This is a genomic window from Agromyces archimandritae, assembly GCF_018024495.1.
Taxonomy (GTDB): domain Bacteria; phylum Actinomycetota; class Actinomycetes; order Actinomycetales; family Microbacteriaceae; genus Agromyces; species Agromyces archimandritae.
In genome coordinates this window covers 976251-989878 of record NZ_CP071696.1, presented here as the reverse complement: position 1 = coordinate 989878, position 13628 = coordinate 976251, and the positions used below count along the sequence as shown (strand labels likewise).

Below are 13628 nucleotides of genomic sequence, written 5' to 3'. Positions count from 1 at the left end.
TGCCCTCGGAAGGGGTAAGACGCCTTGACCGAAAGAGAGAGTCCGAGATGGCGGGACAGAAGATCCGCATTCGACTGAAGTCGTACGACCATGAGGTCATCGACAGCTCGGCCCGGAAGATCGTCGACACGGTGACCCGCGCGGGCGCCCAGGTCGTCGGCCCGGTGCCGCTTCCGACCGAGAAGAACGTGGTGTGCGTCATCCGCTCGCCCCACAAGTACAAGGACAGCCGCGAGCACTTCGAGAAGCGCACCCACAAGCGCCTCATCGACATCGTCGACCCGACGCCGAAGGCCGTCGACTCGCTCATGCGCCTCGACCTCCCCGCCGACGTCAACATCGAGATCAAGCTCTGAGGTATCTGATGTCCACCGCTACCAAGAACGTGAAGGGTCTGCTCGGCACCAAGCTCGGCATGACCCAGGTGTGGGACGAGAACAACAAGCTCATCCCGGTCACCGTCATCGAGATCGCCCCCAACGTGGTCACCCAGGTCCGCACCCCCGAGGCCGACGGCTACTCCGCCGTGCAGATCGCCGCCGGTGCCATCGACCCGCGCAAGGTCACCAAGCCGCTCACCGGCCACTTCGAGAAGGCCGGCGTCACGCCGCGCCGCCACCTCGCCGAGGTCCGCACCGCCGACGCCGGCGAGTACGCGGCCGGCCAGGAGCTCACAGTCGAAGGCGCCTTCGAGGCCGGCCAGCTCGTCGACGTCGTCGGCACGAGCAAGGGCAAGGGCTTCGCCGGTGTCATGAAGCGCCACAACTTCAAGGGCGTCTCCGCCTCGCACGGTTCGCACCGCAACCACCGCAAGCCCGGCTCGATCGGCGCCTCGTCGACCCCGAGCCGCGTGTTCAAGGGCATGCGCATGGCCGGCCGTATGGGCGGCGAGCGCGTGACCGTGCTGAACCTCCGCGTGCACGCCGTCGACGCCGAGAAGGGTCTGCTGCTCGTCAAGGGCGCCGTCCCCGGTGCGCGCGGCCGTCTCGTTTTCGTCCGCAACGCTGTGAAGGGGGCGTAGTCCATGGCTACCGCGACCAACACCATCGACGTCCTCGACGCCGCCGGCAAGAAGACCGGTTCCGTCGAGCTGCCCGCCGAGCTCTTCGACGTGCAGACCAACGTCCCGCTCATCCACCAGGTCGTCGTCGCCCAGCTCGCCGCAGCGCGCCAGGGCACGCACAAGACCAAGAACCGCGGCGAGGTCTCCGGCGCCGGCCGCAAGCCCTTCAAGCAGAAGGGCACGGGCCGTGCCCGTCAGGGCTCGATCCGCGCGCCGCAGATGACCGGCGGCGGCATCGTCCACGGACCGACGCCGCGCGACTACTCGCAGCGCACCCCCAAGAAGATGATCGCCCAGGCCCTCCTCGGCTCGCTCTCCGACCGCGCACGCGGCGGCCGCATCCACGCGGTCAGCGCGTTCTTCGCCGGCGAGGCTCCGAAGACGAAGGACGCCGTCGCGCTGCTCGAGGGCATCGCCCCGGCCAAGCACTTCCTCGTGGTCCTCGGCCGCGACGAGGAGCTCGCCGAGCGCGCGGTCCGCAACATCCCGACCGTGCACGTGCTGTCGGTCGACCAGCTGAACGCCTACGACGTGCTCGTCGCCGACGACATCGTCTTCAGCCAGGCGGCCCTCGAAGGCTTCATCGCCGCGAAGACCGCCAAGAAGGAAGAGGTCTCCGCATGAGCGCCGCGCACAACAAGGACCCCCGCGACATCATCATCGCGCCGGTGGTCTCGGAGAAGAGCTACAACCTGATCGACGAGGGCAAGTACACCTTCCTGGTCGACCCGCGTGCGAACAAGACCGAGATCAAGCTCGCCATCGAGAAGATCTTCAAGGTCCAGGTCGCTTCGATCAACACGCTGAACCGTCAGGGCAAGACGCGCCGCACCCGCTTCGGCATCGGCAAGCGCAAGGACACCAAGCGCGCCATCGTCACCCTCAAGTCCGGCTCGATCGACATCTTCACGGCTGTCGGCTGAGAGCAAGAGGAATAAGAAATGGCTATTCGCAAGTACAAGCCCACGACCCCCGGTCGTCGCGGTTCCTCGGTCGCCGACTTCGCCGAGATCACGCGGTCGACCCCCGAGAAGTCCCTGCTGCGCCCCCTCTCCAAGAGCGGCGGCCGCAACAACCAGGGCCGCATCACCACCCGCCACGTCGGCGGCGGCCACAAGCGCCAGTACCGCGTCATCGACTTCCGTCGCAATGACAAGGACGGCGTGCCCGCCAAGGTCGCGCACATCGAGTACGACCCGAACCGCACGGCGCGCATCGCGCTCCTGCACTTCGCGGACGGCACGAAGCGCTACATCATCGCCCCCGAGAAGCTCAAGCAGGGCGACCGCATCGAGTCCGGCGCCGGCGCCGACATCAAGCCCGGCAACAACCTGCCGCTGCGCAACATCCCGACCGGTACGGTCATCCACGCCATCGAGCTCCGCCCCGGCGGCGGCGCGAAGATGGCCCGCTCGGCCGGCGCCTCGGTGCGCCTCGTGGCGAAGGACGGCCCCTACGCCCAGCTGCGCCTGCCCTCCGGCGAGATCCGCAACGTCGACGCGCGCTGCCGCGCGACGATCGGCGAGGTCGGCAACGCCGAGCAGTCGAACATCAACTGGGGCAAGGCGGGCCGCAAGCGCTGGAAGGGCGTGCGCCCGACCGTCCGCGGTGTCGCGATGAACCCGATCGACCACCCGCACGGTGGTGGTGAGGGCAAGACCTCCGGTGGCCGTCACCCGGTGAGCCCCTGGGGCCAGCCCGAGGGCCGCACCCGTCGCCCCAACAAGGAAAGCGACAAGCTCATCGTCCGTCGTCGCACCGCCGGCAAGAAGCGCAAGTAGGAGTAAGAGAAGATGCCTCGCAGTCTCAAGAAGGGCCCCTTCGTCGACGAGCACCTGCTTCGCAAGGTCTCCGGCCAGAACGAAGCGGGCACGAAGAACGTCATCAAGACGTGGTCGCGCCGCTCGATGATCGTCCCGGCCATGCTCGGCCACACGATCGCCGTGCACGACGGCCGCAAGCACATCCCGGTGTTCGTCACCGAATCCATGGTGGGCCACAAGCTCGGAGAGTTCGCGCCCACCCGCACCTTCCGTGGACACGTGAAGGACGACAAGAAGGGCCGCCGCCGCTGACCGCGGTGGTGTGAAGGAGGAGAGAAATGGTGGAGTCGATCGCCCGCGTGCGACACATCCGCGTCACCCCCATGAAGGCTCGCCGCGTCGTCGACCTGATCCGCGGCAAGCAGGCACAGGAGGCCCTGGCCATCCTGAAGTTCGCGCCGCAGGGTGCGAGCGAGCCGGTCTACAAGCTCGTCGCCTCGGCCATCGCGAACGCTCGCGTCAAGGCCGATGCCTCGAACACCTACCTGGACGAGCAGGACCTGTACATCACGCGCGCATTCGTCGATGAGGGCACCACCCTCAAGCGTTTCCGTCCGCGTGCGCAGGGCCGTGCCTTCCGCATCAACAAGCGAACGAGCCACATCACCGTTGTGCTCGCGACGCCCGAGGAGGGTACGAAGTAATGGGTCAGAAGGTCAACCCGTACGGCTTCCGTCTCGGCATCACCACCGACCACGTGTCGCGGTGGTTCTCAGACTCGACGAAGCCCGGACAGCGCTACGCCGACTACCTCGCCGAGGATGTCAAGATCCGTCGTCTGCTGCAGACGTCGCTCGACCGCGCCGGCGTCAGCCGCATCGAGATCGAGCGCACCCGCGACCGCGTCCGCGTGGACATCCACACGGCCCGCCCGGGCATCGTGATCGGCCGCCGCGGCGCCGAGGCCGAGCGCATCCGCGCCGACCTCGAGAAGCTCACCGGCAAGCAGATCCAGCTGAACATCCTCGAGGTCAAGAACCCCGAGGCCGACGCCCAGCTCGTCGCGCAGGGCATCGCCGAGCAGCTCTCCGCCCGCGTGGCCTTCCGCCGCGCGATGCGCAAGGGCCTGCAGGGCGCGCAGCGCGCCGGCGCCAAGGGCGTCCGCATCCAGGTCTCCGGCCGCCTCGGCGGCGCCGAGATGAGCCGCTCCGAGTTCTACCGCGAAGGCCGCGTGCCCCTGCACACCCTCCGCGCGAACATCGACTACGGCTTCTACGAGGCCAAGACCACCTTCGGCCGCATCGGCGTGAAGGTCTGGATCTACAAGGGCGACATCACCAACAAGGAGCTCGCGCGCGAGCAGGCGGCCCAGAAGCCGTCCCGCGGCGACCGCGACCGTCCCCGCCGCGACCGCGCCCCCAAGGCGAGCGAGCCGGCGGCAGCAGGAGTTGAGGCATAACCATGTTGATTCCCCGTCGAGTCAAGTACCGCAAGCAGCACCACCCCGGCCGTTCCGGCCAGGCCACGGGCGGCACGAAGGTCACCTTCGGTGAGTACGGCATCCAGGCCCTGACCCCCGCCTATGTGACGAACCGTCAGATCGAGTCCGCTCGTATCGCGATGACCCGTCACATCAAGCGCGGCGGCAAGGTGTGGATCAACATCTACCCCGACCGCCCGCTGACCAAGAAGCCCGCCGAAACCCGCATGGGTTCCGGTAAGGGTTCGCCCGAGTGGTGGGTCGCCAACGTCAAGCCGGGTCGCGTCCTCTTCGAGGTCTCGGGTGTTTCCGAGGAACTCGCTCGTGAGGCGATGACCCGAGCCATCCACAAGCTGCCCCTCAAGGCACGCATCATCAAGCGCGAGGAGGGCGACGCATAATGGCCGTCGGATCCAAGGAGCTCGGTTCCGCAGAGCTCGACACTTTCGAGGACGAGCGACTCGTCGACGAGCTGAAGAAGGCCAAGGAAGAGCTGTTCAACCTGCGCTTCCAGGCCGCCACCGGTCAGCTCGAGAGCCACGGGCGCCTCCGCGCCGTCAAGAAGGACATCGCTCGTATCTACACGGTGATCCGTGAGCGCGAGCTCGGCATCCGTGCCACGCCCGCTCCGGTCGAGGTGCCCGTCAAGGCGGAGAAGAAGACCAAGAAGAAGGCCAAGGACGAGGCGGAAGCCCCGGCCGAGGCCGATGAGACGAAGGAGGCCTGATCATGGCTGAGACCAAGAAGGCTCCGGCCGAGGTCGCCGACGAGACGGCCTCGCCCCGCCCCTACCGCAAGACGCGCCGCGGCTACGTCACGAGCGACAAGATGGACAAGACCATCGTCGTCGAGGTCGAAGACCGCGTGAAGCACCCGCTGTACGGCAAGGTCATGCGCCGCTCCTCCAAGGTGAAGGCGCACGACGAGCAGAACACCGCTGGCATCGGCGACCTGGTCGTCATCAGCGAGACCCGTCCGCTGAGCGCCACGAAGCGCTGGCGTCTCGTCGAAATCGTCGAGAAGGCGAAGTAAGCCCGCCCGGCTTGCTTTCGAGAAGGAGTAACCAGTGATTCAGCAGGAATCCAGGCTCAAGGTCGCCGACAACACGGGGGCCAAGGAGCTGCTCACCATCCGTGTGCTCGGCGGCTCCAACCGCCGCTACGCGGGCCTCGGCGACACCATCGTCGCGACGGTCAAGGACGCGATCCCGGGCGGCAACGTGAAGAAGGGCGATGTGGTCAAGGCCGTCATCGTCCGCACCGTGAAGCAGACGCGCCGCGCCGACGGCTCGTACATCAAGTTCGACGAGAACGCCGCGGTGATCCTCAAGAACGACGGTGACCCCCGTGGCACCCGCATCTTCGGGCCGGTCGGCCGGGAGCTGCGCGACAAGAAGTTCATGAAGATCGTCTCGCTGGCGCCGGAGGTCATCTAAATCATGGCGAACATCAAGAAGGGCGACCTCGTGCAGGTCATCTCCGGCCGCAGCCAGGCCCGCGGCGGAGACCGCGGCAAGCAGGGCAAGGTCATCGAGGTGCTCCCCGGTGAGAACCGCGTCGTCGTCGAGGGCGTGAACTTCATCACGAAGCACGTCCGCGTCGGCCAGACCGACCGCGGCTCGAAGACCGGCGGCATCGAGACGCACGAGGCCCCGATCCACGTCTCGAACGTCGCGATCGTCGACCCCGAGACGAAGAAGCCGACCCGCGTCGGCTTCCGCACCGAAACCGTGACGAAGGACGGCGTCTCCAAGACGGTCCGCATCCGTTACGCCAAGAAGTCAGGTAAGGACCTGTAATGACCGATACGGCTACGCAGGCTGGCAAAATCCAGCCGCGTCTGAAGACCAAGTACCGGAGCGAGATCACGAAGAGCCTCACCGAGGCGCACGGCTACACCAACGTGCACCAGGTGCCCGGCCTCGTGAAGATCGTCGTGAACATGGGCGTCGGCGAAGCCGCGCGCGACGGCAAGGTCATCGACGGCGCCATCGCGGACCTCACGAAGATCACCGGCCAGAAGCCGCAGGTCACCAAGGCCCGCAAGTCGATCGCCCAGTTCAAGCTCCGTGAGGGCCAGCCCATCGGCGCCCACACGACGCTCCGCGGCGACCGCATGTGGGAGTTCCTCGACCGGCTGCTCTCGCTCGCGCTTCCCCGCATCCGCGACTTCCGCGGCCTCTCGGACGCCCAGTTCGACGGCCACGGCAACTACACCTTCGGTCTCACGGAGCAGTCCGTGTTCCACGAGATCGACCAGGACCGGATCGACCGCGTCCGCGGCATGGACATCACCGTGGTGACCACCGCCCAGACCGACGACGAGGGTCGTGCGCTGCTCAAGGCGCTCGGCTTCCCGTTCACGTCGAACCAGCCCGCCAACTGAACCCGGCCGGAGCAACCGCTCCGGCCACCACCACAGGTCGGCGTCCGTGCACCGGGCGTCGAAACCTGGTGAATGAAGAGGAAACACACGTCATGACGATGACCGATCCGGTCGCAGACATGCTGACCCGGCTGCGGAACGCCAACTCCGCGCACCACGACACGGTGTCGATGCCGAACTCGAAGCTCAAGTCGCACATCGCGGAGATCCTGAAGAACGAGGGATACATCCAGGGCTTCGAGGTCACCGACGCGCGCGTCGGCACCACGCTCACGCTCACGCTCAAGTTCGGCCCGAACCGCGAGCGCTCGATCGCGGGCATCAAGCGGGTCTCCAAGCCCGGTCTCCGCGTCTACGCGAAGTCGACGGAGCTGCCCAAGGTGCTCGGCGGCCTCGGCGTCGCGATCCTGTCCACTTCCAGCGGTCTGCTGACCGACCGCCAGGCCGAGAAGAAGGGCGTGGGTGGGGAAGTCCTCGCCTACGTGTGGTAGTTCCATGTCACGAATCGGACGACTCCCCATCGACATCCCCGCCGGCGTCGAGGTCAAGCTCGACGGCCGCGCGGTCAACGTCAAGGGCCCGAAGGGCGAGCTCTCGCTCACCGTCGCCGCCCCCATCGAGGTCAAGGTCGAGGAGAACCAGGTTCTCGTCACCCGCCCGGACGACGAGCGCGAGTCGCGCTCGCTGCACGGTCTGACCCGCACCCTCATCTCCAACCAGATCGTCGGCGTGACCCAGGGCTACTCCAAGTCCCTCGAGATCGTCGGTACCGGGTACCGCGTCTCCCAGAAGGGCGGCAACATCGAGTTCGCCCTCGGGTTCTCGCACCCCGTGACGGTCGAAGCGCCCGCCGGCATCACGCTCGCGGTCGAGGGCAACAACAAGGTCACCGTCTCCGGCATCGACAAGCAGGCCGTCGGCGAAGCCGCTGCGAACATCCGCAAGATCAAGAAGCCGGAGCCCTACAAGGGCAAGGGCATCCGCTACGCCGGTGAGGTCGTACGCCGCAAGGCCGGAAAGGCTGGTAAGTAATCATGGCCGTGAAGAGCAAGTCGGCAGCGCGTTCGCGTCGCCACGCCCGCCTTCGCAAGAAGATCGTCGGCACGGAGTCCACTCCGCGTCTCGTCGTGACCCGTTCGGCCCGGCACGTCTTCGTGCAGGTCGTCGACGACTCGAAGGGCCGCACGGTCGCTTCCGCGTCGACGATGGAGGCCGACCTCCGCGCCCTCGAGGGAGACAAGACCGCCAAGGCCAAGAAGGTCGGCGAGCTCGTTGCCGAGCGCGCGAAGAGCGCCGGCGTCGAGAAGGTCGTCTTCGACCGCGGCGGCAACAAGTACGCCGGCCGGGTCGCCGCGATCGCCGATGGCGCGCGGGAAGCGGGGCTGAACCTGTGACCGACAACAAGAAGGAGAACGAGGTGGCTGCAGAGGCACCCGTGGAGACCGCCGCCAAGACGGAGGCTCCCCAGAACGAGCAGCCGCAGCGCGGAGAGCGCCGCGGCGGCGGCCAGGGTCGTGGCCAGGGCCGCGACCGCCGCGATCGCGACGCCGACAAGAGCCAGTTCCTCGAGCGCGTCGTCACCATCAACCGCGTGTCGAAGGTCGTCAAGGGCGGCCGTCGCTTCAGCTTCACGGCGCTCGTCGTCGTGGGCGACGGCAACGGCGTCGTGGGCGTCGGCTACGGCAAGGCCCGCGAGGTCCCGACCGCGATCTCGAAGGGCGTCGAGGAGGCGAAGAAGAACTTCTTCCGCGTGCCTCGCGTCGGCTCGAGCATCCCGCACCCGGTGCAGGGCGAGGCCGCTGCCGGCGTCGTGCTGCTGCGTCCGGCCGCTCCCGGTACCGGTGTCATCGCCGGCGGCCCGGTGCGCGCCGTCCTCGAGTGCGCGGGCGTCCACGACGTGCTGAGCAAGTCGCTCGGTTCGTCGAACACCATCAACATCGTGCACGCGACCGTCGAGGCGCTCAAGCAGCTCGAAGAGCCGCGCGCCGTTGCAGCCCGTCGTGGTCTCGACTACGACGAGGTCGCTCCGGCCCGCATCCTGCGTGCCGAGGCGAAGGCGGCCGAGGCCGCCGCAGCAGCGAAGGCAGGTGCCTGATGGCCAAGCAGCTCAAGGTGACCCAGATCAAGTCCAAGGTGAGCGAGAAGCAGTATCAGCGCGACACGCTGCGCAGCCTCGGGCTCAAGCGCATCGGCGACTCGGTGGTCCGCGAGGACACGCCGCAGAACCGCGGATACGTCAACACCGTCGCCCACCTCGTGAAGGTTGAGGAGATTGACTAATGGCTGACGAGAAGAAGGAAGCGGCCGTGGAGGAGACCAAGAAGGCTCCCGCCAAGAAGGCCGCCGCCAAGCCCGCCGCCGAGAAGTCGGAGAAGGCTCCCGCCAAGAAGGCCCCCGCGAAGTCCGCGGCCAAGGCCGACGAGGCGAAGCCCGCGGAGAAGACGGCCGCGAAGAAGGCCCCGGCCAAGAAGGACGCCGTGCCCGCGCGCGAGCAGGTCCTGAAGGTCCACCACCTTCGCCCGGCGCCCGGCGCCAAGAAGGACAAGACCCGCGTCGGTCGCGGTGAGGGTTCGAAGGGCAAGACCGCCGGTCGCGGCACCAAGGGCACGAAGGCCCGCAACACGGTGCGCCCCGGCTTCGAGGGCGGCCAGCTTCCGTACCACATGCGTGCGCCGAAGCTGCGCGGGTTCAAGAACCCGTTCCGCGTCGAGTACCAGGTCGTGAACCTGGACAAGCTCGCCGAGCTCTACCCGAAGGGCGGCGACGTCACCGTCGCCGACCTCATCGAGAAGGGCGTCGTCCGCAAGAACGAGCGCGTCAAGGTGCTCGGCAACGGCGATGTCCAGGTCAAGCTGAACGTCGAGGTCGACAAGGTCTCCGGCTCCGCGGAGCAGAAGATCGTGGCCGCCGGCGGTTCCGTCAAGTAGGCTGACAGCGACGACACGGTTTTCGAGCCTGTCGGGTCCTCGCGTATGATTCACGAGGGTCTCGACAGGCTCGAGCCGCTTAAGGGCTGACTCCACAGGAGCGATGGACGCTCCACCCGGAGCAACAGGAGGACGAGTGTTCAACGCCATCGGGCGGATCTTCCGCACACCGGACCTGCGGCGCAAGATCGGGTTCACGCTCGGCATCGTCGCGCTGTTCCGGCTCGGCTCGTTCATCCCGGCGCCGTTCGTGGACTTCGGCAACGTGCAGGCGTGTCTCGCGGCGACGCAGGGGGCCGCCTCGGGCCTCTACGAGCTCGTGAACGTCTTCTCGGGCGGTGCGCTCCTGCAGCTGTCGATCTTCGCCCTCGGCATCATGCCGTACATCACGGCGTCGATCATCGTCCAGCTCCTCCGGGTCGTCATCCCCAGGTTCGAGACCCTCTACAAAGAGGGCCAGTCGGGCCAGGCCAAGCTCACCCAGTACACCCGCTACCTCACGATCGCCCTCGGCGTCCTGCAGTCCACGACGCTCATCACCGTCGCGCGCTCGGGCGCGCTGTTCGGCAACAGCGCCGGTGCGTGCGGCGACCTCATCACCGCACAGGGCAGCACCTGGTACGGCATGATGCTCATGGTCATCACGATGACCGCCGGTACGGGCGTCATCATGTGGATGGGCGAGCTCATCACCGAGCGCGGCATCGGCAACGGCATGTCGCTGCTCATCTTCACCTCGATCGCCGCGACCTTCCCGGCGTCGCTGTGGGCGATCTTCCAGACCCGCGGGCTCGACACCTTCCTCATCGTCCTCGCGATCGGCCTGATCGTCATGCTCGCGGTCGTCTTCGTCGAGCAGTCGCAGCGGCGCGTGCCGGTGCAGTACGCCAAGCGCATGGTCGGCCGCCGCACGTACGGCGGCAACAACACCTACATCCCGATCAAGGTGAACATGGCCGGCGTCGTGCCGATCATCTTCGCCTCCTCGCTGCTGTACCTGCCGGCGCTCATCGCCCAGTTCAACCAGCCGGCCGCGGGCGAGGAGCCCGCCGGCTGGGTGGTGTGGATCCAGAGCTACCTGGTGCAGGGCGATCACCCGCTGTACATGCTCCTGTACTTCCTCCTCATCGTCGGCTTCACGTACTTCTACGTCGCGATCACCTTCAACCCCGAAGAGGTCGCCGACAACATGAAGAAGTACGGCGGATTCATCCCCGGCATCCGTGCCGGCCGCCCGACCGCCGAGTACCTCGACTACGTGCTGACGCGCGTGACCCTGCCCGGCTCGATCTATCTCGGTCTCGTGGCGCTCATCCCGCTGATCGCCTTCGCGCTCGTGGGCGCGAACCAGAACTTCCCGTTCGGCGGCGCTTCCCTGCTCATCATCGTCGGCGTCGGCCTCGAGACGGTGAAGCAGATCGACGCCCAACTCCAGCAGCGACACTACGAAGGACTCCTCAGATGACCGCTCAGCCCGAATCCGCCCGCTTCCTCATCGTCGGACCGCAGGGCTCGGGCAAGGGAACCCAGGGTGTCGTCGTCGCACAGGCGTTCGGGGTCCCGGCCGTTTCGACCGGCGACGTGTTCCGGGCGAACATCGCCGGCGACACCGAACTGGGCAAGCAGGTCAAGTCGATCGTCGAGGCAGGCGACCTCGTGCCGGACGAGCTCACGAGCGCGCTCGTGCGCGACCGCCTCGAGCAGGCGGACGCCGCGCCCGGCTTCCTCCTCGACGGCTACCCCCGCAACCTGGGGCAGGTCGCAGACCTCGACGCGTTCCTCGTCTCGCGCTCCGAGGCCCTGGACGCCGTCATCGAACTGAGCGTGCCCCGCGAAGAGAGCATCGCCCGCCTCCGCAAGCGCGCGGTCGACCAGGGCCGCTCCGACGACACCGAAGAGGTCATCGAGAACCGCCTGGCGATCTACGAGAAGGAGACCGCGCCGATCCTCGGCGTGTACCGCGAGCGCGGACTGGTCCTCGAGATCGACGGTCTCGGCACGCTCGACGAGGTCACCGCACGGATCTTCGCGGCGCTGGCCGAGCGCGGCCTCGTTCCGGCTGCTGCGCCGGCCGAGTAGGCCGCTCACCCGCGGGCGCTCGCCGCGAGACCGGATGCCCTGCCGCCCCCACGCGGTCGGCGCTATCGTAGGGCGTACGGGCCGGATGCGCGGGGGCGCCGGACGGCCGGAGCGAGGGGAGACGGCATGCGGATCACGGGCACGGGCATCGGCCGGGGGATCGCCGTCGGCCCCGTCGCACGGATGAACGAAGCGCTGCCGGAACCGCCGGACGACCCGTCGAAGCTCGGCGAGGACGCGGAGCGGAAACGCGCGACGGCGGCGCTCGACGCGGTGTCGGCCGAGCTGAAGGCCCGAGGGGACGCGGCCGGCGGCAGCGCGAAGGACGTGCTCGAGGCGCAGTCGATGATGGCCGCCGACCCGAGCCTCGTCGAAGAGCTCGACACACGGCTCGCGGCCGGGAAGACCGCCGAACGGGGTGTGTGGGAGGCCTTCGCCTCGTTCCGGGATGTGCTGGCCGGTATGGGCGGGTATCTGGGGGAGCGCGCCGCAGACCTCGACGACATCGCCCAGCGGGTCGTCGCACGGCTCCGCGGGGTGCCGGCCCCCGGCATCCCGGACCCGGGCCACCCCTTCGTCCTCGTGGCGCACGATCTCGCCCCGGCCGACACGGCGCTCCTCGACCTTGATCGGGTCGTCGCACTGGTGACGGCCGAAGGCGGCCCGACCTCGCACACGGCGATCCTCGCGCGCGAGAAGTCGCTCGTCGCCGTCGTCGGCGCCACCGGTGCCGACGGTCTGGAGGACGGCGTGCAGGTCATCGTGGATGCCGCGGCCGGCGCAGTGACCGTCGACCCCGACGGCGACGCGCTCGCGGAGGCCGCCCGGCGCGGCGAAGAGCTTCGCGCCGAGGCCGGTGCCCCGCTGCGGCCGGGAGCCCTCGCCGACGGCACCGCGGTGCCGCTCCTGGCGAACCTCGGCTCCCCGGACGGTGCCGCGGAGGCCGTTCGGCAGGGGGCCGAAGGCGTGGGATTGTTCCGCACCGAATTCCTCTTCCTCGATGCCGCAGAGGCTCCGAGCGTCGAGGCGCAGCAGGCCGAGTACCGGCGCCTGTTCCAGGCGTTCCCGGGCGAGCGCGTCGTCGTGCGCGTGCTCGACGCGGGTGCCGACAAACCGCTCGCGTTCCTGAACCACGACGAGGAGCCCAACCCGGCGCTCGGGCGCCGGGGGATCCGCGCGCTGTTCGCCGCGCCCGAAGTGCTCGCCGATCAACTCGGGGCGATCGCCGGTGCGGCGAAGGAGACGGATGCCTGCGTCGAGGTGATGGCGCCCATGGTCGCCACGGCCGACGAGGCACGCCGCTTCGTCGAGGCCGCCCGGAAGGCCGGGCTCTCCTCGGCGGGCGTCATGGTCGAAGTGCCGGCCGCGGCGCTGCTCGCCGGCCATGTGCTCGACGCGGCCGACTTCGCGTCGATCGGCACGAACGACCTCACCCAGTACACGATGGCCGCCGACCGGCTGCTCGGCGGCGTCGCGGAGCTGCAGGATCCGTGGGATCCGGCCGTGCTCGAGCTCGTCCGTTCGGTCGGCGATGCCGGGCGTACCCGCGGCAAGCACGTCGGCATCTGCGGCGAGGCGGCCGCCGATCCGCTGCTCGCGGTCGTACTCGTCGGGCTCGGCGCGACGAGCCTGTCGATGTCTCCGGCCGCGCTGGCCGATGTGCGCGCATCGCTTGCGCGATTCCGGGCGGAGGATGCCCGCACGCTGGCGGAGGCCGCCCTCGCCGCCGAAGACGGCGCGACCGCGCGGGCCGCGGCGTCGAAGGCCGCGGAGGGGGTGCGCGGGGCATCCACCGGCGCCTGAGACACGCCGTGCGGATCCGCCGCGGCCGGACGTGACACGCAGCGGATTGGCGTTTCGGGGGATGATCCCCTAATATTGACCCTTGGTGTTCTGTGCACTCATTCGGCGTGCCGTCGCTCGCGGCGGGT

Annotated in this window: 23 protein-coding genes; all 23 read left to right on the top strand. The window is 68.4% G+C overall.

The features are described 5' to 3' along the window. Positions 1 to 47 precede the first annotated feature (47 nt). The 23 genes from rpsJ (at position 48) to ptsP (ending at position 13500) form a co-directional block, all read left to right on the top strand. The gene (gene rpsJ, locus G127AT_RS04555) at positions 48 to 356 is read left to right on the top strand and encodes a 30S ribosomal protein S10 (protein ID WP_210900436.1); all 309 of its coding nucleotides are present in this window, start codon (positions 48 to 50) and stop codon (positions 354 to 356) included. 8 nt (positions 357 to 364) lie between these two features. Then, on the top strand, positions 365 to 1021 hold the full coding sequence (gene rplC, locus G127AT_RS04550; RefSeq protein WP_210900433.1) for a 50S ribosomal protein L3: 657 nt from the start codon (positions 365 to 367) through the stop codon (positions 1019 to 1021). A 3-nt stretch (positions 1022 to 1024) separates the two neighbouring features. Beyond that, positions 1025 to 1687: a 50S ribosomal protein L4 gene (gene rplD, locus G127AT_RS04545; protein ID WP_210900430.1), complete on the top strand. Its 663-nt coding sequence runs from the start codon at positions 1025 to 1027 to the stop codon at positions 1685 to 1687. Further along, positions 1684 to 1986, top strand: a complete 303-nt coding sequence (gene rplW, locus G127AT_RS04540) for a 50S ribosomal protein L23 (protein WP_210900427.1) — start codon at positions 1684 to 1686, stop codon at positions 1984 to 1986. The genes rplD and rplW overlap by 4 nt, the downstream gene beginning before the upstream one ends. Before the next feature lie 18 nt (positions 1987 to 2004). Further along, entirely contained in the window at positions 2005 to 2844 is an 840-nt protein-coding gene (gene rplB, locus G127AT_RS04535; protein ID WP_210900424.1) for a 50S ribosomal protein L2, read from the top strand. 12 nt (positions 2845 to 2856) lie between these two features. Then, the gene (gene rpsS, locus G127AT_RS04530) at positions 2857 to 3138 is read left to right on the top strand and encodes a 30S ribosomal protein S19 (RefSeq protein WP_210900421.1); all 282 of its coding nucleotides are present in this window, start codon (positions 2857 to 2859) and stop codon (positions 3136 to 3138) included. 26 nt (positions 3139 to 3164) lie between these two features. Further along, a complete protein-coding gene (gene rplV / locus G127AT_RS04525) occupies positions 3165 to 3530 on the top strand; it encodes a 50S ribosomal protein L22 (RefSeq protein WP_210900418.1) in 366 nt (121 codons plus the stop codon). Further along, positions 3530 to 4285 (top strand): 30S ribosomal protein S3, encoded by a 756-nt coding sequence (gene rpsC, locus G127AT_RS04520; protein ID WP_210900415.1) that lies wholly within the window; start codon positions 3530 to 3532, stop codon positions 4283 to 4285. The genes rplV and rpsC overlap by 1 nt, the downstream gene beginning before the upstream one ends. 2 nt (positions 4286 to 4287) lie before the next feature. Next, positions 4288 to 4707 carry a 50S ribosomal protein L16 gene (gene rplP, locus G127AT_RS04515; RefSeq protein WP_210900412.1) on the top strand — a complete coding sequence of 140 codons (420 nt, stop codon included), beginning with the start codon at positions 4288 to 4290 and terminating at the stop codon, positions 4705 to 4707. Then, positions 4707 to 5033 (top strand): 50S ribosomal protein L29, encoded by a 327-nt coding sequence (gene rpmC / locus G127AT_RS04510; RefSeq protein ID WP_210900410.1) that lies wholly within the window; start codon positions 4707 to 4709, stop codon positions 5031 to 5033. The genes rplP and rpmC overlap by 1 nt, the downstream gene beginning before the upstream one ends. Positions 5034 to 5035: 2 nt before the next feature. Then, on the top strand, positions 5036 to 5338 hold the full coding sequence (gene rpsQ / locus G127AT_RS04505) for a 30S ribosomal protein S17 (protein ID WP_210900407.1): 303 nt from the start codon (positions 5036 to 5038) through the stop codon (positions 5336 to 5338). Positions 5339 to 5372: 34 nt separating this feature from the next. Next, positions 5373 to 5741 carry a 50S ribosomal protein L14 gene (gene rplN, locus G127AT_RS04500; protein ID WP_210900404.1) on the top strand — a complete coding sequence of 123 codons (369 nt, stop codon included), beginning with the start codon at positions 5373 to 5375 and terminating at the stop codon, positions 5739 to 5741. 3 nt (positions 5742 to 5744) lie between these two features. Further along, the gene (rplX, locus tag G127AT_RS04495) at positions 5745 to 6104 is read left to right on the top strand and encodes a 50S ribosomal protein L24 (protein ID WP_210900401.1); all 360 of its coding nucleotides are present in this window, start codon (positions 5745 to 5747) and stop codon (positions 6102 to 6104) included. Beyond that, a complete protein-coding gene (rplE, locus tag G127AT_RS04490) occupies positions 6104 to 6691 on the top strand; it encodes a 50S ribosomal protein L5 (protein ID WP_210900398.1) in 588 nt (195 codons plus the stop codon). Before rplX ends, rplE begins: the two co-directional genes overlap by 1 nt. 92 nt (positions 6692 to 6783) lie before the next feature. After that, positions 6784 to 7182, top strand: a complete 399-nt coding sequence (gene rpsH, locus G127AT_RS04485) for a 30S ribosomal protein S8 (protein ID WP_210900395.1) — start codon at positions 6784 to 6786, stop codon at positions 7180 to 7182. Between the two features lie 4 nt (positions 7183 to 7186). After that, on the top strand, positions 7187 to 7723 hold the full coding sequence (gene rplF, locus G127AT_RS04480; protein ID WP_210900392.1) for a 50S ribosomal protein L6: 537 nt from the start codon (positions 7187 to 7189) through the stop codon (positions 7721 to 7723). Between the two features lie 2 nt (positions 7724 to 7725). Then, on the top strand, positions 7726 to 8085 hold the full coding sequence (gene rplR, locus G127AT_RS04475) for a 50S ribosomal protein L18 (protein ID WP_210900389.1): 360 nt from the start codon (positions 7726 to 7728) through the stop codon (positions 8083 to 8085). Beyond that, a complete protein-coding gene (rpsE, locus tag G127AT_RS04470; protein WP_210900386.1) occupies positions 8082 to 8786 on the top strand; it encodes a 30S ribosomal protein S5 in 705 nt (234 codons plus the stop codon). The genes rplR and rpsE overlap by 4 nt, the downstream gene beginning before the upstream one ends. Next, positions 8786 to 8971 (top strand): 50S ribosomal protein L30, encoded by a 186-nt coding sequence (gene rpmD, locus G127AT_RS04465; RefSeq protein WP_210900383.1) that lies wholly within the window; start codon positions 8786 to 8788, stop codon positions 8969 to 8971. The genes rpsE and rpmD overlap by 1 nt, the downstream gene beginning before the upstream one ends. Next, positions 8971 to 9618: a 50S ribosomal protein L15 gene (rplO, locus tag G127AT_RS04460; protein ID WP_210900380.1), complete on the top strand. Its 648-nt coding sequence runs from the start codon at positions 8971 to 8973 to the stop codon at positions 9616 to 9618. The genes rpmD and rplO overlap by 1 nt, the downstream gene beginning before the upstream one ends. Before the next feature lie 136 nt (positions 9619 to 9754). Continuing rightward, positions 9755 to 11083: a preprotein translocase subunit SecY gene (gene secY, locus G127AT_RS04455; protein WP_210900377.1), complete on the top strand. Its 1329-nt coding sequence runs from the start codon at positions 9755 to 9757 to the stop codon at positions 11081 to 11083. Next, entirely contained in the window at positions 11080 to 11697 is a 618-nt protein-coding gene (locus tag G127AT_RS04450) for an adenylate kinase (protein WP_210900375.1), read from the top strand. The genes secY and G127AT_RS04450 overlap by 4 nt, the downstream gene beginning before the upstream one ends. Positions 11698 to 11823: 126 nt before the next feature. Continuing rightward, positions 11824 to 13500 carry a phosphoenolpyruvate--protein phosphotransferase gene (gene ptsP / locus G127AT_RS04445; protein WP_210900372.1) on the top strand — a complete coding sequence of 559 codons (1677 nt, stop codon included), beginning with the start codon at positions 11824 to 11826 and terminating at the stop codon, positions 13498 to 13500. Positions 13501 to 13628 lie beyond the last annotated feature (128 nt).